This is a genomic window from Paenibacillus campi (assembly GCF_034659835.1).
GTDB classification, from domain to species: Bacteria; Bacillota; Bacilli; order Paenibacillales; family Paenibacillaceae; genus Saccharibacillus; species Saccharibacillus campi.
The window spans coordinates 315,866-334,628 of record NZ_JAXSQZ010000005.1; the positions used below are offsets into that span (position 1 = coordinate 315,866).

15 protein-coding genes are annotated in these 18,763 nt (G+C 48.0%); 13 read left to right on the forward strand and 2 right to left on the reverse strand.

Features of this window, described 5'->3' with window-relative positions; translation table 11 throughout:
• Positions 1 to 99: 99 nt before the first annotated feature.
• From U1I11_RS14505 to ald, 7 genes are all read left to right on the forward strand, one after another.
• On the forward strand, positions 100 to 558 hold the full coding sequence (locus tag U1I11_RS14505) for a chemotaxis protein CheX (protein ID WP_322906841.1): 459 nt from the start codon (positions 100 to 102) through the stop codon (positions 556 to 558).
• A gap of 220 nt (positions 559 to 778) precedes the next feature.
• Positions 779 to 1,558: an SDR family NAD(P)-dependent oxidoreductase gene (locus U1I11_RS14510; RefSeq protein ID WP_322906842.1), complete on the forward strand. Its 780-nt coding sequence runs from the start codon at positions 779 to 781 to the stop codon at positions 1,556 to 1,558.
• Positions 1,559 to 1,783: 225 nt separating this feature from the next.
• Complete coding sequence (locus U1I11_RS14515) at positions 1,784 to 3,187, forward strand: DEAD/DEAH box helicase (RefSeq protein WP_322906843.1); 1,404 nt, start codon at positions 1,784 to 1,786, stop codon at positions 3,185 to 3,187.
• A gap of 10 nt (positions 3,188 to 3,197) precedes the next feature.
• The gene (locus tag U1I11_RS14520; RefSeq protein WP_322906844.1) at positions 3,198 to 3,962 is read left to right on the forward strand and encodes an ABC transporter ATP-binding protein; all 765 of its coding nucleotides are present in this window, start codon (positions 3,198 to 3,200) and stop codon (positions 3,960 to 3,962) included.
• On the forward strand, positions 3,955 to 5,181 hold the full coding sequence (locus tag U1I11_RS14525; protein ID WP_322906845.1) for an ABC transporter permease: 1,227 nt from the start codon (positions 3,955 to 3,957) through the stop codon (positions 5,179 to 5,181). The genes U1I11_RS14520 and U1I11_RS14525 overlap by 8 nt, the downstream gene beginning before the upstream one ends.
• A gap of 44 nt (positions 5,182 to 5,225) precedes the next feature.
• Entirely contained in the window at positions 5,226 to 6,446 is a 1,221-nt protein-coding gene (locus U1I11_RS14530; RefSeq protein WP_322906846.1) for a PucR family transcriptional regulator, read from the forward strand.
• Between the two features lie 375 nt (positions 6,447 to 6,821).
• Complete coding sequence (ald, locus tag U1I11_RS14535) at positions 6,822 to 7,958, forward strand: alanine dehydrogenase (protein WP_322906847.1); 1,137 nt, start codon at positions 6,822 to 6,824, stop codon at positions 7,956 to 7,958.
• A gap of 807 nt (positions 7,959 to 8,765) precedes the next feature.
• Here ald and U1I11_RS14540 read toward each other — a convergent pair.
• Complete coding sequence (locus U1I11_RS14540) at positions 8,766 to 9,674, reverse strand: transglutaminase domain-containing protein (protein WP_322906848.1); 909 nt, start codon at positions 9,672 to 9,674, stop codon at positions 8,766 to 8,768.
• Between the two features lie 575 nt (positions 9,675 to 10,249).
• Here U1I11_RS14540 and U1I11_RS14545 point away from each other — a divergent pair.
• The 6 genes from U1I11_RS14545 (at position 10,250) to U1I11_RS14570 (ending at position 15,469) form a co-directional block, all read left to right on the forward strand.
• Positions 10,250 to 11,452 (forward strand): branched-chain amino acid ABC transporter substrate-binding protein, encoded by a 1,203-nt coding sequence (locus tag U1I11_RS14545; RefSeq protein ID WP_322906849.1) that lies wholly within the window; start codon positions 10,250 to 10,252, stop codon positions 11,450 to 11,452.
• A gap of 98 nt (positions 11,453 to 11,550) precedes the next feature.
• Entirely contained in the window at positions 11,551 to 12,537 is a 987-nt protein-coding gene (locus U1I11_RS14550; RefSeq protein WP_322906850.1) for a branched-chain amino acid ABC transporter permease, read from the forward strand.
• Between the two features lie 9 nt (positions 12,538 to 12,546).
• On the forward strand, positions 12,547 to 13,839 hold the full coding sequence (locus U1I11_RS14555; RefSeq protein ID WP_322906851.1) for a branched-chain amino acid ABC transporter permease: 1,293 nt from the start codon (positions 12,547 to 12,549) through the stop codon (positions 13,837 to 13,839).
• Complete coding sequence (locus U1I11_RS14560) at positions 13,781 to 13,951, forward strand: hypothetical protein (RefSeq protein ID WP_322906852.1); 171 nt, start codon at positions 13,781 to 13,783, stop codon at positions 13,949 to 13,951. Before U1I11_RS14555 ends, U1I11_RS14560 begins: the two co-directional genes overlap by 59 nt.
• Positions 13,952 to 13,979: 28 nt before the next feature.
• On the forward strand, positions 13,980 to 14,768 hold the full coding sequence (locus U1I11_RS14565) for an ABC transporter ATP-binding protein (protein ID WP_322906853.1): 789 nt from the start codon (positions 13,980 to 13,982) through the stop codon (positions 14,766 to 14,768).
• On the forward strand, positions 14,765 to 15,469 hold the full coding sequence (locus U1I11_RS14570; protein ID WP_322906854.1) for an ABC transporter ATP-binding protein: 705 nt from the start codon (positions 14,765 to 14,767) through the stop codon (positions 15,467 to 15,469). Before U1I11_RS14565 ends, U1I11_RS14570 begins: the two co-directional genes overlap by 4 nt.
• Before the next feature lie 309 nt (positions 15,470 to 15,778).
• Here the strand turns inward: U1I11_RS14570 and U1I11_RS14575 are convergent, their stop codons facing one another.
• Positions 15,779 to 18,757: an S-layer homology domain-containing protein gene (locus U1I11_RS14575; protein ID WP_322906855.1), complete on the reverse strand. Its 2,979-nt coding sequence runs from the start codon at positions 18,755 to 18,757 to the stop codon at positions 15,779 to 15,781.
• Between the last annotated feature and the right edge of the window lie 6 nt (positions 18,758 to 18,763).

Genomic DNA, 18,763 nt, shown 5'->3' on the forward strand with positions numbered 1-18,763 from the left:
ATGAATTGTCCTAGGTTATAAGGTATAATGAATCTACTAATTATAGGTCATAAGTTTCAGTTAAAATATTAACCCATTAGTGGAGGGGAGTATTAAAGTATGAAGGCGGAAGTAATTAATCCTTTTTTGGAAGCAGCGAGACTCGTAATTGGACAGGTTGTGCAGGTCTCTCCTTCTACCGGTAACCTCGGTATCAAGGATATCGAACTGGTGGATGATCATATTTGGATTCAAATTGGCATGACCGGACAGATGAGCGGAGATATCATTTTTGGGATTCATGAAAGTGTAGCACTGCGGATGGTGTCTGCGATGATGGGCGGATTTGTATTAACTGAAATGGACGAAATGGGTCAAAGCGCCATTTCCGAACTGGGCAATATGATTAGCGGTAATGCAAGTACAATTCTGTCTAATCAAGGCGTAACAGTGGATATTACGCCCCCAAAGGTGATGAAAACGAGCTCAGTTACAGGCTTTATGTCTACTAAAGCATTGACTATTCCACTCATTATGGATGGAATTGGCGAATTGGATATTCAGGTAATGGTATCCTAATTTTCACTTACTGATGGCAACGATTTGCTGACCGGCACGATACGATGGTCACAAGTCAGCCCTGCTTACATGGCGTTGACCGGATCATTTATTATATGATACAAAAAAGCTGTTTCCAGCCGCAGATGGCGTGGAGACAGCTTTTTTATATGGAAACGAGCGCGATCATGCTGGATATCATCAGCATGATCACCTAAAATGAAACTAGACTGGGGGGCTTATGGTGACACTTGCTAATAAAATCGTACTCATTACCGGTGCATCCAGTGGAATCGGTGCACGAACGGCTGAAATGCTCGTACGTCAAGGAGCGATTCCGATCCTGACCGCACGCTCGCAGCCGAAGCTGGAACAGCTTTCACAGCAATTACAAGGTCAGCATCGTATGTTCAACATGGATGTTCAACAACAGGAACAGATCGAGCATGTCGTCGCCCAAATAGTGGACGAATACGGACGGATCGATATTTTACTAAACAATGCCGGTTACGGACAGTTTACGTCTATATTGGACACCGATGTGCAGGCATACGAGCAGATGATGGATGTAAACTATATGGGCACCGTACGCTGTACCCGCACCGTGCTGCCGCATATGCTAAAGGCAGGGCAAGGACAGATTATTAATGTCGCTTCCATGGCAGGCAAATTCGCAACTGCCCAATCGACCGCCTATACGGCAACTAAATTTGCGGTGCTCGGTTTTACCAATTCACTGCGCCAAGAGCTGCGCGGTACGGGGATTACCGTATCGGCGATAAACCCGGGCCCGGTCAACACCGCCTTTTTCGAACGAGCCGATCCATCCGGTACATACGTCAGCAATGTGAGCGGATTTATGCTATCCACGGATAAAGTATGCCATGAACTGATACGGATGATGAAAAGACGGCGTGAGGAAGTCGATTTGCCACGTTATGCAGGTGTGGCGGTGCGTTTGTATCAGCTATGCCCGCGTTTGATTGATCGACTGACGTATTCTTTTTTTGATCGGAAGTAATGCGGGAATTGTTATTGAACAGTGCCAAACCGAAACCGGTTTAATTGGGGTTTATAAATGCCCGTCACAACCACCAAATCAAAAGATTAGTGCAGTCGCGTGCGCATAGGAAGTGAATACTGATATAATGATACATGCTGCAATGGCACAGACATGCCGTACGTCAACAGATGCGGACAATTGTGACGATGACGCCATATTATGGATATATAAAGGATGAATACAATGGACACAAATACGAATTTTATTGGGCTTGGTCTAAGTGAAAGTTTGAATGACGCGCTATCCCGATACGGAATTACGACACCTTCGCCGGTACAGGCGGAGACGATTCCGCTGATGCTGGCAGGGCGCGATGTATTGGCACAATCGCAAACCGGTAGCGGTAAAACGCTAGCGTATTTGCTGCCGATTTTACAACGTATCGAGCCGGAGCAAAAGGAGCTGCAAGCGCTCATACTGGCGCCGACACAGGAGTTGGCGATGCAAATCGTGCGCGAATGTGAGCGTTATGGAGAAGACCGTGGCATCACTTCACTCGGTCTGATCGGCGGTGCGGCGATCAAACGTCAGATTGAAAAGTTAAGACGCCACCCGCATATCGCGGTCGGCACACCGGGGCGGATTAATGAGCTGATCAATTTGCGTAAGTTGAAAATGCATCAGACGAATGTAATCGTCGTGGATGAAGTCGATCAAGTGCTCGGTCTAGGCGGAGGCACCGATGTACAACGTATTATTAAAAGCGCACGTCGTGATCGTCAGCTCGTGTTTCTGTCTGCGACCGTCAACGAAGAAATTCATCAAATCGCCAATCGCGAAATGAACGAGCATGCCATCGTCGGCATCGAGCCAGGGCAACATACGGCAGCGGCGATTGAACATGTATATTTTGTAACAGAAGAACGCGATAAACTCGATATGTTGCGCCGTGTGCTACGTCATTACAAAGCGAAGCGAGCGATCGTGTTTGTCAATCAAACCGAGCAGATTGCCGAGGTACAATCGAAGCTGGACTATATGGGTTTCAAAGCAGGCGCTATTTATGGTGATGCCGACAAAGTGACCCGCAGTACGATGCTGGCGCAGTTCCGCTCCGGTAAGCTGGAAGTGCTTGTAGCGACCGATATTGCTGCCCGCGGGTTGGACATTGAAGATTTGAATTTGGTCGTCAGTTTGGACCCGGCGTTTGATGCTGAATTTTATGTGCATCGCAGCGGTCGTACCGGACGAATGGGCAAAAAGGGCGTCGCTGCTTCGATCATTACCGAACGCGAACGCTTTATTATGCGCAAATTTGCCGATACACTGCATATTCGTTTGCAAGAAATGGTGCTGCGCGGTGGCGAAACGGTCAGCGCGCCAGCCGGTAAACGTGCCGCAACACGTCGCGGAGAAGTGAAGCCAAAGGCAACGTCGCCACAGCCGGAATCTGTCAACACGACGACGGCGGATAGTGAACATACGCCAGCCCCAACTGTGCCTGCGCCAAACAAATCGAACAGCAGCAAGCCAGCTTCAACTCCAAAACGCGACAACAAGCCGAAAGCGCGTCATGTCGATAAAAAAAGCAAGGGAGCCCCAAAATGGCTGAAAGCCAAACGCGCAGGCTCACCGGACGAAAAGTGAGGGAATAACGATGGAACAGGTACCTGTACTTCAGGTGGATCGTCTGACCGGCGGCTACAGTCTTGGCAAGCCTGTCCTGCATGATATTAGCTTTCAAGTGGGCAAAGGCGAGATGATCGGGTTGATCGGGCTGAACGGAGCAGGCAAAAGCACCACGATGAAACATATTCTCGGTCTGATGACCCCGCAGGGCGGTGAGGTGCAGATTGCGGGAGCGACGCTGCGCAATGATGCGTCACAATACCGCTCCTCATTAGCATTTGTACCGGAATCGCCGCAATTGTATGAAGAAATGACTGTGCGGGAACATCTGGAATTTACCGCTCGTGCGTATGGGGTGGAACGAGCCGATTATGAACGCCGTGCATCCCAATTGATCGATCTGTTTAATATGCGTGAAAAAGAAGACAGCTTGTCGATGCATCTGTCCAAAGGCATGAAGCAGAAAGTGATGATTATGTGCGCGTTCGTGGCGGCACCGCCGCTTTACATTATCGACGAGCCTTTTCTCGGTCTTGACCCGCTAGGCATTCGGTCATTGCTTGATTTTATGGTGGAAACGAAGCAGGGCGGTTCATCGATCTTGCTTAGCTCGCATATTTTATCGACGATTGAAAATTATTGTGATCGTTTTATCGTGCTACATCGTGGACGGATTATCGTGCAGGGCACATTGGAGCAGATTCGTGAGCAGACGGGTCAGCAGGGGATACCACTGGAACAGATTTTTTACGATCTCGTTCAGGACTCTACATGGACGGTAAGCAATGATTAATTTGGCAGTTCTGCGGCAGAAGCGTCGCGGTGAATTTTGGGGACAAATACTGCCGTATATGCAGTACATTATTCAGAGCGGTGTGGCGGTATTGACGTTTTTTCTGCTCATTGCCTTTGCCGCCTGGTATACAACGTTTGTGCAAAATATGCCGGCAGGCTTGCCGGTGTACTGGATTATGCTCGTTTTGCTCACACCGCTGACTGCATATGGCTCGGTGCGTACGTATATGCGACCTGCTGATGTCGTGTTTATGCTGCCGATGGAAACGCAGATGAGGCATTATTTTACTGCTGCCTGGCGCGGTGGGATGGTGGGCAAATCGTTCTGGTTGGTGTTGCTTATCATTGTGGCGTCGCCGTTTTATGGGCGTGCTGCGCTTGATCCCAAGCCGCTGCTCGTGCTGATTGTAGCTGTATTGCTGCTCAAAGCGATTAGTAATTATGGCAGTTGGCAGGAGCTGCGCATGGAAGGGCAGCGGGCACGAGTGTTGTATCGTCTGCTGCGTTATGTAGCGATCATCGGGCTGCTGGCGGCACTATTATGGTTGCCGCTAGGCTTGGCGCTCATTACATTGCTTATCGGTGCGGCGGTCTATGTCGTCTGCTTGCAATTGCCGGGCAAAGTGGCGGTGCCGTGGGAGCGATTGATCGCGGCGGAGAAAAATCATGCTGCCGCCGTAATGCGCATGCTTGGCTGGTTTGTTGATGTACCGACTGGTGAGCGTAAAGTCAATCATCGGCGCTGGCTATCTTTTATCGGACGGAAGTTGCCGTGGCAGCAGGAGCAAGCATTTCGCTTTTTGCTCGTGCGCACGTTTATACGGACAGAGCTGTTACCGACATTGAGCCGGTTTGTTGTATTTGGTGTGATTTTGGTGCTGCTAGCGCGTGAGTCATGGTTTGGGATTGCGGTCTATTTGCTGTTTATTATTTTGGCGGGCATGCAGATGACGATGTTGCGCAAACAGCATACCGATACGTTGTGGCTGTCGATTTATCCGCTTCCACCTGCCGCGCGCCGTCTGGAAACGATTCGGCTGATCACGCTAGTACAGCTTGTCGTCGCTGTCGTGTTATGGCTGCCATTTGTGTTGACAGGCGACTTGGTGCGGCTTGTCGGTACGCTAATTGTAGGGCTGCTTATCGTCTGGCTTCAGCGTGCTTCACTCAATCGTAAATGGTTGCGCGAGCTGCAATTGGAAGAACAATTTGAATAAATGAGTAGTGGATGAACGGATACAGCGGTGAGCGAGGGATAATTATGATGGAAATCAATGAGCGCGAAGTGGACAGTCTGCAAACGCTGGCGGAACTGATCAGCGAAGTGATGGGTAGCCCGGTCACGATCGAAGATGAAGCGCATCGACTGCTCGCTTACAGCATGCATGATCCGAACACTGATCCAGCACGTATCGCTACCATTATCGGACGGCGTGTACCTGAGCATGTGCAGCGCGCACTATATGAATCGGGCGCGATGCAACGATTGCAAGACAGCGCCGAGCCGCAGCATATCGAACAATTGAGCGAGGTTGGCTTAAGCAGACGGATGGCGATTTCGGTGCGTCATTATGATGAGGTTGTCGGCTATATTTGGCTGTTGGAATATGACGGCTCTTATACGGATGAACAAGTGGAACAATTTCGCCAGGGCGCACGGATCGCTGCCGGGCTTATGATGCAACAGCAACGCCGTCAGCAGCATATCGATTTGCTGCGCCGTCTGTTAGGTGGACGATTTCAGTCGGAACAGGAAGCCGCCCAACAAGCGCGCGAAAGCGGGATCGAGCTGGCGTCGTATCATTATGTGCTGCTGCTGGAACATGATCATCAACCTGAACTGAGCGGTTGGTGCGAGCGAATCGTACAGGCAGCGAGCGAATATGCGGTTCGTGTTCCACTGCATATGCAGGAGCCGGGACGTCTAGTGCTGTTATGTGGCTTTGGTGCGACCGCAGTTAATACGCAACATGTCGATGCGGCGGCGCTGATTCGCTCGATCATCATTCGTGCCCGTGCGCTGCTACCAGAGCAAGCGGAGCTGTATATCGCTGCTGGCGAACAGGTTGGCTCGGCGCTGCATATTCAGCGCAGCTACCGTCAAGCGCGTGAACTGGTGCTGCTGCACCGTCAATTGCCAGAGACGCGTTCCATCTACTATTATCCGGAAGCAGGCTTTTATCGTTATTTGCCCGCAATGCACCGTGAAGCTGAACAGTTTCCGGTCATATGGGGACCGCTTGATCGATTGGCAGCATATGATCAGGAGCATAACAGCAATCTGCTGCAAACGCTGGCGGTATTTCTCGATTTGGATAGCGACACGAAGCGTGCGGCGACCCATTTGCATGTGCATAGCAATACGCTTAATTACCGGTTGCGCCGTATTGCTGAAGTTGGTGGTATTGACCTGACTAGTATGGCGGAAAAGGTGACGCTGTATTTGGAGTTAAAGCTGCTTTGGTTTGAGGGCGGGAGTTGAGCTGGAATCGCGTAAAGTAGATTTTGCAGTTGCGTTAGTCAACGTCTTCGCTTTAGATGTGACTGTTGCTTGTAGATGAGCTGTAGGTGTCAGTATTGTATAATAGGATGGCGTCTAACTTGCTGATAAATGTTAGCTTTTTAAGGGTAAGTACAGTATAGATGCAATAGTAGTTAACACTTCCAAATCATAATCTTCACTTCATCGTCTAATAAGACTCTTATTCGTGTTAATTTATATTACATGATTAAGGGTCTTTTGTGTTTTTAAACAATTCAAAACGTTCAAATTTGGGCAAACTGACGATTACATCGTATTTGGACTATTTTATACTAAGTGTACAAAGCAGATTCGCCTACTGAAGGAGGAAATAATATGAGAATTGGAGTCCCAAAGGAAATTAAAAACAATGAAAACCGGGTAGCGATTACGCCAGCAGGTGTAGCTACGCTAACCGCTGCCGGACACGAAGTGTATGTGGAGAGCGGCGCAGGCACAGGGAGCGGGTTTAGCGATGAATCGTATGCAGGCACCGGGGCGACAATGTTGGCGGCAGCGGCAGACGTATGGTCGACTGCGGACATGATTCTTAAAGTTAAAGAGCCGCTGCCGTCCGAGTATCGTTATTTCCGCCCAGGCTTAATTCTGTTTACCTACCTTCATCTGGCGGCAGCACCGGAGCTTGCTGCTGCATTGCTGGACAAAAAGGTGATCGGCATCGCTTATGAGACAGTAGAGGTGAATCGCACATTGCCACTGCTCACACCGATGAGTGAAGTGGCTGGACGAATGGCAGTGCAGATTGGCGCTCAATTTCTGGAGCGTCCGCATGGTGGCAAAGGCGTGTTGTTAAGCGGTGTACCGGGTGTGAAAAAAGCAAAAGTAACGATTATCGGCGGCGGGGTCGTCGGTACAAATGCGGCTAAAATCGCGGCTGGTATGGGCGCAGAGGTAACGATTATCGATCTTAGCCCGGATCGGCTGCGTCAGTTGGACGATATATTCGGTTCTGCGGTACAGACGCTTATGTCCAATCCGTACAATATTGCGGAAGCGGTGGCAGCATCTGATTTGGTCATCGGGGCGGTGCTCATTCCAGGGGCAAAAGCGCCAAAGCTTGTCACGGAGCAGATGGTCAAACAGATGGAAGCGCACTCTGTAATCGTGGACGTTGCAATCGATCAGGGTGGCATCGTCGAAACGGTCGATCGCATTACGACGCACAATGATCCAACGTATGAAAAGCATGGTGTTGTGCATTATGCGGTAGCGAATATGCCTGGCGCTGTGCCCAAAACATCGACATTAGCGCTGACCAATGCGACGATGCCCTATGTATCATTGATCGCAAATTTAGGTTTGCGTGCAGCATTGGAGCGAAGCGATGCGCTTAAGCTAGGTGTGAATACAGCTGCCGGAGCGATGACTTATGCGGCGGTAGCACGTGATCTTGGGTATGCACATATGCCGATTGAAAAGGCGCTGGAACATACATTTGCAGCGATGAGCTAGATGAGCTAATAGTGTTATAGAGTAATATATCGTGCAGCATGCAGATGGAGAGTGACAAAATCGGGTATGTTGCCCGTCTGTATCATCATTGTCGATGTATAGCAGCTAGTAGTATGTCTCAAATGGAAATTGTGTTTGAACGTACCTTAACCGATTCATCATCAAGCAATGGTTAGATCGATAAACTGTAAATGTATTTGAGACAAGCTACTAGTAGGCTGACCGCGTTAAATAAGTAGTTTGCTATTGCAGAGCAGCACTGTTCTCCTGCTACGATTCCAGTGTATCTTTCGAAGATGGAGTGAAGCAGACACTGCATTTAACTTGGTCAAGCTACTAGGGCGTGTAGGCAAACTTGTAGGATGCGAGATGCACGGAATGAAGGTAAGGAAATAAGGGGAAAGGACGGACTTCAGTGTTGGCGATTTTCAAACACAGAACTCTACTGTAGATTGCTGTACGAGGCGGGAGTTCGTCCCCTTATTCCGTACCGCAGTGGTGGTTGCTCCAACATGCCAAGTTGGCGTACACGGTCTAGTTTAGCAGGTGCTTTTTATATAATCACAAACAGCCTTCGTGCCGAATCGGTCGGCATGAAGGCTGTTTGTGATTAATCGCTGTGATGTGCTTATAGCGCTAATTTGCAAGCTGTCATAAGCGAAACGTTAAGCTTTCCTATCAGCGGTAAACGAATTAAACTTTTTTATAATCGCATAATCGCATAATCGCATAATCGCATAATCGCATAATCGCATAATCGCATAATCGCATAATCGCATAATCGCAATAGACAGATGATCGTTTATGTTATCCCTCTGAATCTCCCTCTAGCGAGTTACGCAACTCTTTGGCTCCTTTGACCCCTTTTGTCACTAATGCGTCCAATGTTTTGTCATAAGAAGTGACCGCTTTTGGATAATCATCGGCTTTCCATTCATGGTCTTGTTTCAATTGGGCGTTAGTGAGCAGATAATAGTCGGTTGAAAATTTTTTGCCACCATCTGGTGTTGGATCATCCCAAGTTGGATCGATTTGATACCATTTGCCGTCCAGTTTCACCATATTCCAGGCATGATCTTCCGTATCATTGACATAGCCGGCGACGATATTCGCTTCGAATCCAGCTTGTTTTAGCATATCATACATAAGCATTGCATAACCTTGACAGACGGTGCTGCCTGTTTTGAGTCCTTCATAAGCGGTAAACTTTTTCTCTGTCTCATCATATTTCAATTTGGTCACAACCCAGTCATGGATCGCTTTGACTTTTAAATGGTCATTCATGCCGGGTTTAATAATCTTTTTGAGTGCTGCTGCTACTTGTTTATGCACGTAAGCGCTTTGTGCGGCACTTTCACGGTATGTTACATCCATTGTTGCCGTAGAGGTTATGCCGTCGCTTTCCACTTGCCAGGAGTAATTCACAACCGTGTTAATGGTATACGGGTCTTGCAAGTTTGCATCGTCAAATGCCAATTCGATATTTTGATCAAGTTCATCCGAATTGCCTGCATAAGTGACTTGAAAGCTCGCTTTACGTGCAGTCAAGCCGTTGTACATTTGCTTTTGGAATTGTAGTTGTTGCTGTGTTAGCGACACTCCTGCCGCAAGAGCGGTCGGTAGGACAGATAGCGGCTGTACGGTAACGATACTTCCCGCCATCAGCGCGAACGCTACGGTTATTTTTAATCCTTGTTTACGCATATTGAATTTCATTGTATTGCTCCCCTTTTGTGTAGTTTGGTAATGCGTATATAAGCAGTCACTTCTAACCATTATACCTAATTTTGTAGTTTAGTTAATTAGTTAATTTAAATATTTATTGTGAGCATAAAAATCGTAGTGTAGACGCTTTAGGACGTGTACGCAAACTCGTAGGCTGCGAACTAGCGCAATATCGGTTCATTTTATGACTATAAATTTTTTTTATTAGATTGATAAAAATATTGAAATTAATATGTTATATAATATGACATTAAATGAAGGTAAAATTCTAAATGGACACCTACAGAAAACTACGTAAACCTATATATACATAAAACTAACATCACACAAAAATGCATAAATAGTTGCCGAATGTATAAAAAACAGATGTAAAAACGAATCTTTAATCATATTCAAACTATAAAGTTCGGCTTTCTAATACTTTTCCTCCTAATTAATTCAATTTTTATGGATATAAAAGTTAAAATTCTTCATTGCCGGATGTATAGTTTGTATGTATACTGTGAATCAGTTATCGTATCAATTATTGTGAATTAACTTAACATTAAAGAGGGGGATTTACAAAGATGGGGAGAAAATGGACTGGTTTGGTGGCAGCAACATTACTGATCGGCTTGCTTGCTGGTTGCGGCAATAGCGGGACGACAACATCGGGCGCTTCTGGTGGAGATAGTGGCAGTGGTGGCAAAATCATTAAGATCGCTACGCAATCTCCATTATCTGGTGGCAGCTCCATTCAAGGTGAAGCGATTCGCTTGGGTGCGCAGATGTCATTGGAAGATCATAAGGAAGAATTTGGAAAATTGGGCTATTCGCTTGAACTGGTGCCATACGATGATCAAGGCGATCCGAAAAAAGGCGTTGCCAACGCAGAGCAAATCGGTGCCGACCAAGCGATACTCGGCGTTATCGGTCACTTGAATTCCGGCGTCTCCATTCCAGCTTCGGTCGTATACGAAAAATACAACATCCCGATGATCTCTCCAGCAAGCACGGCGACCGAGCTTACCGATCGCAATCTAAAAGTTGTGAACCGTGTTGTCGCACGCGATGACTTCCAAGGTCCTGCGGCAGCAAACTATGCAGTCAAAACGGTCGGTGCCAAAAAGATTTTCGTTATTCAAGATAAAACATCATACGGTCAAGGTCTTGCCGAAGCGTTCCGTGACAAAGCGAAAGAGCTTGGCGCTACGATCGTAGGTTATGAAGGCATTACCGTTGGCGAGAAAGACTTTAACGGTGTGCTGAATATTGCGGCTACCCAAAATCCGGACTTTATCTTCTTCGGCGGTCTGTATGCGGAGGGCGGTCTTATTATTAAGCAGGCTCGTGATAAAGGCATTACCGCTCCGATTATGGGCGGCGATGCGCTTGATTCTTCCGGTCTTGTCGAAGTGGCAGGGGCGGATGTGAAAGGTGCACTGTACAGCTCGGTAGCAGGCGAAATTGCCAAAATGAAAGGTGGCCCGGAATGGGCAGCTCGTTATCAGAAGGAATTTGGCAAATCGCCGGAAGGCTATTCCGCGTATGCATACGATTCAATGTCAGTGATGCTGAATGCGATCAAAAAAGCGATCGAAAGCGACAATGGTGCGATGCCTACTCGTGAACAGGTATGTAATGACGTACGTGCAACGAAAGATTTCAAAGGGATTGCCACTGAAGTAACGTTCAACGACAAAGGCGATAACTCGTTTGCGAAAGTATACATTTATAAATTTACAAGTGACACCTATCCAGGTGAGCTTGTTTCCGAAGTAAGCCAATAATGACGGGAAGTTAGCATATAGCCAAAAGGTATGTGCAGGTCGACGCCATACTTTTTGGCTCTTGCTATATTGCTTAACGAAAAGGAAGGGGGACGTTCATGTTCGCAACCGTTTTACAAACATTGCCGCAGGTGCTGATCGATGGTCTGGCACTAGGTGCGATTTATGCGGTCGTCGCGCTCGGCTATACGATGGTATACGGCATTTTGGAACTGATCAACTTTGCGCATGGTGAGATTTTTATGACAGGCGCCTTTGTAGGGACGGCGGTACTGTTTTTGTTTCAAGGGATGGGTATAACCGGCGGTTTGCCGCCTTGGATATCGTATGTGCTCATTTTGTTTGTGGCGATGATGGTGACCGGTGCGCTTGGTGTCGGGATTGAGCGGGTAGCGTATCGGCCGCTGCGCAAAGCGCCTAAGCTAATTTCACTCATTTCCGCGTTTGGTGTTTCATTTGTGTTGCAAGATTTGGTGCGTTTTATCGCTGAGCTGAAAACAGGCAACTATATCGTGAGCGTACCGCAGTTGTTTGAAGGGCGCTTTAAGATTGACTTTTCCTCGATGTCGGCTGCGTTTGGCAATGCGACGGTGAAAACGAACACGGTATTTATTTTTATCGTGGCGATCGTTTTGATGGTCGGATTGGACATTTTCGTCAATCGAACCAAATGGGGCGGTGCGATGCGTGCGGTGGCGCAAGATCGTGACACGGCTGCGCTGATGTCGATTAATGTGAATAAGGTGATTTTATTAACCTTTTTTATCGGGTCGGCACTGGGTGGTTCCACCGGCGTATTGTTTGCCCAGCAATATGGCACGATCGATCCGTATATCGGCTTTATTTTGGGATTAAAGGCATTTACGGCTGCCGTGTTGGGCGGGATCGGCAATATTCGTGGCGCGATGTTTGGCGGTGTCGTGATCGGGGTGCTGGAAATGTTTGCGTCCGCGAATCTTGGCATTATGACCGGAGGCAACTTTGGAGCGGAATATAAAGATGTGTTCGCCTTTGCAATTTTGATCATTGTATTGATTTTCAAACCAGAGGGCTTGTTCGGTAAAGCCGTCAAAGAGAAAGTGTAGGTGAGCGTCATGGGGAAACTTGCCAATCTGCGGGTTGCGCTGCGCGAAAATAAGCTGGCACAGGCGCTGTTGTTGCTTGTGTTTACGCTCGTGACGGCGGGTGCCGTCTATTCGATGGATCGCTCGGTGACCGCCTTTCTGCTGCTGCTGGCGTCGCTCTTGTTGCTGTATTACACATCGTTTACGAACGGGATCAAATGGATTATTGCGCTTGTGTTGCTTATCGTCGTCATTCCGTTTGCGACTTCAGGTGGAACATCGTATGAATCGTACATGGAAGTGGCTACACAGTGTGGCATTTATGTGGCGATGGCGCTAGGGCTAAATATCGTCGTCGGGTTTGCCGGTTTGCTCGATATGGGCTTTATCGCTTTTTTTGCGGTCGGCGCGTATACGTACGGCATTTTTGCAACCGGGCAGGCGAACAATTTTATATCCGGTAATCTGTTTCCGCTCTCCGGCGGGACGTTTTGGATTTTTATTTTGTTAGGTGGCTTTATAGCAGGCATTTTCGGCATTTTGCTTGGTTTGCCAGTGCTGCGGGTGAAAGGCGATTATTTAGCGATTGTGACGCTTGGCTTTGGAGAGATTATTCGGATCATTTTTAACAATTTGGAGAAGCCGATCAATATTACGAACGGGGCGATGGGGCTGTCGTCGATTCAGCCGCCGGATTTGTTCGGTTATGATTTTACGTTTCCGCATCAGTTTTATTTTATCGTCATTGCCATTTTGTTAGTGGTCATTTTTGCGGTCAGGCGGTTGGAGCATTCACGTTTGGGGCGTTCTTGGAAAGCGGTACGCGAAAATGAAATTGCCGCTCAATCGATGGGTGTACCGCTCATTCGCACGAAGTTGATTGCATTTGCGATCGGTGCTTCGTTTTCCGGTATGATGGGCGTTGTATTTGCGGCAAAACAAACCTTTATCGATCCGACGAGTTTTACGCTAATCGAGTCGACCACGATTCTCGTTATGGTTGTGCTCGGTGGGATGGGCAGTGTACCTGGCGTGATTCTCGGCGCTAGTCTCGTCACGATTCTTAATTTGCAAGTGTTGACCGAGATTACGAATTGGCTCAATCAATTGTCGATGCAGGGCATTATTAATGTACCGACTGCATTGTCGCCGTCCAAAATGCAGCGGTTTATTTTTGGGATGATCCTTATTCTAGTAGCGATCTTCCGACCGCACGGACTGATTGCCGCCAAAAATCGCAAACTACCGAAGGAGGCTGTTACCGATGATGAAAGCTCCCCTGCTAAACCTGTTGCTGCACTGCATAAAGTTCGTTCAGAATAAACAAGTATGGAAGTCCGGTTATGTGCATCTGACCGGAACGATATTGGCACGCTACACACCGGGTGTAGTCGTTCCGGTACCGGAATCAAGGGAACCGGGCACGTATCGTTAACGGCATACGGCATAAAGGGGATGAAGCGATGAGCATTTTGAAGGTGAGCCAGTTAACGAAGCGTTTTGGCGGATTAACCGCTGTCAGCGGTGTTGACTTTGAATTTCCGCGTGGACAGATTTCGGCGGTAATCGGGCCAAATGGAGCTGGGAAAACGACCTTTTTTAATATGATTACAGGCATTTATGTTCCGGATGCAGGCACGATTGAACTGGATGGCGAATCGATCGTTAATGTGAAACCGGATCGGATTACCGGCAAAGGCATTGCGCGTACATTTCAAAATATTCGTTTGTTTGGCAGTATGACCGTGCTTGAAAATGTACAGGTCGGCATGCATATTCATTTGAAAACAGGCGTAGTCGGCACATTGCTTAATTTGCCGCGTGTGCGCCATGAGGAACAATATTCCCAGCGTGAGGCGTATCGGTTGCTGGAATATGTCGGGCTGGCGGAATGGTACAACGCCGAAGCGAGCAGTCTATCCTACGGTGCGCAGCGACGCCTTGAAATTGCCCGCGCACTGGCGGCAAAACCCAAAGTGCTGCTGCTAGATGAGCCGGCTGCCGGGATGAATCCGCGCGAAACCGTCGATCTGACCGGCTTGATTCGCCGTATTCAAAACGAGCTGAACATTTCGATTATTTTGATCGAGCATGATATGAAGCTTGTGATGGAGCTGTCCCATCATATTCTGGTGTTGGATCATGGCGTCAAAATTGCCGAAGGCGAGCCACACGATATTCGTACGAATCCGAAAGTAATCGAGGCGTATCTTGGCAAAAGCGCGGTCGAAGAAGGGGTGATCGCGGAATGAGTCTATTGCAGCTTAAACGGGTGGAAGCGTACTATGGGGCGATTCAAGCGCTACGCGGGATCGATATCGAAGTGAACGAGGGCGAGATCGTTACGTTAATCGGCTCCAACGGCGCAGGTAAATCGACCACACTCAAATCGATCTGTGGACAGGTGAAGATGAAGGGTGAAATCTGGTTTAACGGTACGAACATTACCGCCCAGCCCCCGCATTTGACCGCGCTGGGCGGTATTGCGCATGTACCGGAAGGACGGCGTATTTTCGCACGTTTGACGGTAAAGGAAAATTTGGAGATGGGTGCCTTTTCGGTGAAAAGCAAGGCGGTCATTAAAGAGCGGACGGAAAAGGCATTTGCCTATTTTCCACGGCTAAAGGAACGGTATCATCAAGTGGGCGGGACGATGAGCGGCGGCGAACAGCAAATGCTGGCGATTGCGCGCGGGCTAATGATGGGGCCGAAAATTTTGCTGCTCGATGAGCCTTCGATGGGATTGGCACCGGTCATCGTCGATCAAATTTTCGAGATTATTCAGGAGCTGAATGCGACCGGAATGACGATCTTATTAGTGGAGCAAAATGCGTATCAGGCGCTACAAATCGCCCACCGTGGGTATGTGATTCAGACGGGCGAGATTACACTACAAGATGCGGCGGCAGAGTTGCTGCGTAATGATCAGGTGCGGGAAGCGTATTTGGCGTAATAAAGCGGGTGCTGGATGTGGTACAGTGTTCGTTTGCGGAAGACAGTTACCTTATAAGTCTAATCACATACATTATGAATGAGCCAGTGGATAAACGACGATCAACCGGCTGCAGATAGACTATCATAGTAATGTACACATAGTCCTGCGTCAGTATGCTGTCTCAATTACCGACAAACGATAGCAAAAGCCGTCTCTTATGATCAGAGACGGCTTTTGTTCGTTCATTCGTTTATCGTATGGGTGCTTAGTCGTTATCGTCCAAACAGGACATGAAGCCGTCTGTTTGGACGATAAGCTTAAGTTAGTTTACCAGCTAGCAAGCGCAGTTTTCAATTGCTCCAATACCGCGATTTTGTCGTTTGTTGTCGCATTGCTTGGCACTGCTTGCTGCTGGGCAACGGCTGTCTGAAGTGCGCTTGTGTCCGCATTGCTGTTTGCTGAAATGAGCTGCTGTGCTGCCAATGCGGCGTCGCTTAACCATTGATCTAGCGTAGGCACATGGATGAGCACATCATGGCTCTCTTTCAAATTCCCAAGCCCCAAATTCACGCTTACTTTAAAGGTTAACGGTACGTTGCTGTCATTGTAATGCAATAATACAATATTGTCCGCCTGTGCAGAAGCTTTCAAGTAGGCATCGGCAGTTACCGTCATTCCCAAGCTGGAAGGTATCAACGAAATCGTATTTACAGCTTGGGTGACGGATAGATCGCTGTTGTGATCGGTAATGAGTTGGATCGTTTCGTTTACATCGGTCGTGTACGGCAAGCTCAAATTTGCCGGCAAACGATCTGCTTGAGCTTGTAATCGCTGTTCCAGTTCATTTTCATCATCGATCGTTCCGAAGGTGTCATATTGTGGTTCCATTGTCGATACGCTGTTGTAATCGAGAAATTGAAGGTTACCGTTCTCGACCACCATATCAAATACACGCCAAAACTGTGCATTACCGCTTGTTGGTGTAATCGTATACGACTTGGCAGGTGCAGTAGCCTTACCGATATACACTTGTACATTGGCGGAAGATGTTCCTAATGTGCCAGGGCTAGTTCTATCAAAGTTTTTGACATAATACATATACTTTCCATCCAAGCGCTTGTTAATCGTAATCACTTCAGGGCCATAGCCATCCATCTCGTCTGTATTGATCGAAGCATACACGTCTCCACGATAGGAATAGCGTGCTTGGTCATACGGAGAAATATGGAAACGAAAGCCGTTCGCTGTTGGGCCATACAAATGGGCATCCAAATCTTGCGGAAGTGAAGACCATGACAGCACGATACGAATTTGATCTTGCTCGGCTGTAGCAAGCGCAATTCCATCGGTCTGTACATATTCGCTTGTCAGCACAGGCGTGTTCATATAAGTGATCAAATAGCCGTCTTGTTGCAGCTCGCCTGTATAGGCACCGGGTGGCAAATCGGCATAATAAAATCCATTTCCGTCGGTATCCGTCGTGAGCATGATCGGGCCTGTTTTCACATCGGTTCCTTGGCGGAATGAGATTTGCATATTCGGTATCGGGTTGCCTGCTTGATCGGTAATTTGCCCATACGCTCCGGTCAGACGGAAGCTGCCGGTGTAACGATCTTTAAGCAATGATGTAGCACCAGATGGCTCGACGATAATCTGTACCGTTTTGCCATAGTTGGACAGCTTGGTAATTAATGGCGTAAACTCAATCATCCGCTGTCCAGCGTTAAAACGCAGTGACTGTAACAAATAAGGGGCAGGCTGACCGTCTAATGTAACGGTGATCTTCATATCGCTCTCATTTAGACCGGCATAATTAACATTGTCCGGCAAAATCGCTTGACCATTGCTTACGCCAAGCTGATAGGTTGCCGCTTGCACCGTATCCGGCTGATTCGTTACAGGTTGTGATGTTATCGGCTGCGTGTACGTATATGTTGGATCGTTCTTTTTGACGGTCGTCTCCGCTTGTGATGAGCCGACGATATAACCTTCGATCGTAGCGGTTATGCCACTGCTTAACGTTTTTTGCGTGACCTTCGGTGTAATCGTTACGCCAGATGATTGAATGATGGCGCGATTGATAATGCCGCTTCCATTTACTGTAGTCGGCGCATTAACGGTAAGCACATTGATCGACGATGAAGATGTAAGTGCAATTCGATTGTTGGTCGTACCGGTAGTGACAGCAAGCTGATCGATAGAGCCGCTATCCATTTGTAGCGTTGCGCCTGACGAATTGACATCAATAGCATCATAATTTCCTTTTAAGCTGACGGTTGAACTCGTTGGAAGCTGGGAAGCGAGCGTTACATTTTGAAAACCGGCAGCGGTCGGTGTTTGTTCTTCCAATATCGCACCACTTTGTAAAGTGGACTGCTGAATGCTGGTCGAGCCGGACGAAACGATACGAACGGTGCCATTTGCTTTATTTACGATCATAGTGGAAAGTGTAGAGTCTTTAATATGAATGCTATGACTGCCGCCACCATTGACGATCGTTGTGCCTTTGACCGTAATATGCTGAAGCAATATATCGCCTTCACCGATGCCTGCACCAAGAATCAGATCGCCATCGATCGTGACATTACGCAGTGTACTGCCGGCTGCATTCAAATACACATTGCCTTTGAGCGGCTGCGATCCGCTTTCTGCGCCATACACACCAGCCGAGTTGTAAACGGTGGACGCGGTTGAGCCTGCTTGCATCGAACGATCGAGCACGGTTACCGCTTCGGCGCGTGTCGTAATATCGCGCGGGCGAAAGCCTTTTTCGTCGCCTTTCATCAAGCCGCTGTCCAGTACAGCACCGATGGAACCTTTGCTCCATTGTGGGCTATTTTGAGTGTCAAACATCGTATTGGCAGAGCTTGAAGACTTCAGTTTTTTGAGTGTGGTCAAAATAACAGCCAGTTCCTGGCGGCTCACCTGACGGTCTGGCTGAAAAGTAGAATCTTTGTATCCTTCCATATAGCCTTGCGCGCTTGCAATTGCCACATCGTTATAATACCAGTCTGATGTCTGCACATCTTTATATTGAATCGGTGCGATGCGCGTAAATCCGTATGCTTTGTTGATCAGTGCAGCGAGCTGCGAACGGGTTACACTTTGATCCGGTTTGAGACTACCGTCGGCAAAACCGCCAATAAAGCCTTTATTTTGCCATTCGCTAAGCACTTGGCGTGCCCAATGATGCTGTGTGTCACTCGCAGCGTGCACCGTGATCGGATGTGCAATTCCGGCAAGCGGCAGTACGAGCGCAGCGCTTAGCACGAGTGCAGCCCAGTTGTGTTTTGTCTGTTTAAACATTGCTGT

Bases quoted from the DNA above. Each gene is read 5' to 3' on its own strand.
- U1I11_RS14505 (WP_322906841.1), top strand. From the start codon at position 100: ATGAAGGCGGAAGTAATTAATCCTTTTTTGGAAGCAGCGAGACTCGTA.
- U1I11_RS14510 (WP_322906842.1), top strand. From the start codon at position 779: ATGGTGACACTTGCTAATAAAATCGTACTCATTACCGGTGCATCCAGT.
- U1I11_RS14515 (WP_322906843.1), top strand. From the start codon at position 1,784: ATGGACACAAATACGAATTTTATTGGGCTTGGTCTAAGTGAAAGTTTG.
- U1I11_RS14520 (WP_322906844.1), top strand. From the start codon at position 3,198: ATGGAACAGGTACCTGTACTTCAGGTGGATCGTCTGACCGGCGGCTAC.
- U1I11_RS14525 (WP_322906845.1), top strand. From the start codon at position 3,955: ATGATTAATTTGGCAGTTCTGCGGCAGAAGCGTCGCGGTGAATTTTGG.
- U1I11_RS14530 (WP_322906846.1), top strand. From the start codon at position 5,226: ATGATGGAAATCAATGAGCGCGAAGTGGACAGTCTGCAAACGCTGGCG.
- ald (WP_322906847.1), top strand. From the start codon at position 6,822: ATGAGAATTGGAGTCCCAAAGGAAATTAAAAACAATGAAAACCGGGTA.
- U1I11_RS14540 (WP_322906848.1), bottom strand. From the start codon at position 9,674: ATGAAATTCAATATGCGTAAACAAGGATTAAAAATAACCGTAGCGTTC.
- U1I11_RS14545 (WP_322906849.1), top strand. From the start codon at position 10,250: ATGGGGAGAAAATGGACTGGTTTGGTGGCAGCAACATTACTGATCGGC.
- U1I11_RS14550 (WP_322906850.1), top strand. From the start codon at position 11,551: ATGTTCGCAACCGTTTTACAAACATTGCCGCAGGTGCTGATCGATGGT.
- U1I11_RS14555 (WP_322906851.1), top strand. From the start codon at position 12,547: ATGGGGAAACTTGCCAATCTGCGGGTTGCGCTGCGCGAAAATAAGCTG.
- U1I11_RS14560 (WP_322906852.1), top strand. From the start codon at position 13,781: ATGATGAAAGCTCCCCTGCTAAACCTGTTGCTGCACTGCATAAAGTTC.
- U1I11_RS14565 (WP_322906853.1), top strand. From the start codon at position 13,980: ATGAGCATTTTGAAGGTGAGCCAGTTAACGAAGCGTTTTGGCGGATTA.
- U1I11_RS14570 (WP_322906854.1), top strand. From the start codon at position 14,765: ATGAGTCTATTGCAGCTTAAACGGGTGGAAGCGTACTATGGGGCGATT.
- U1I11_RS14575 (WP_322906855.1), bottom strand. From the start codon at position 18,757: ATGTTTAAACAGACAAAACACAACTGGGCTGCACTCGTGCTAAGCGCT.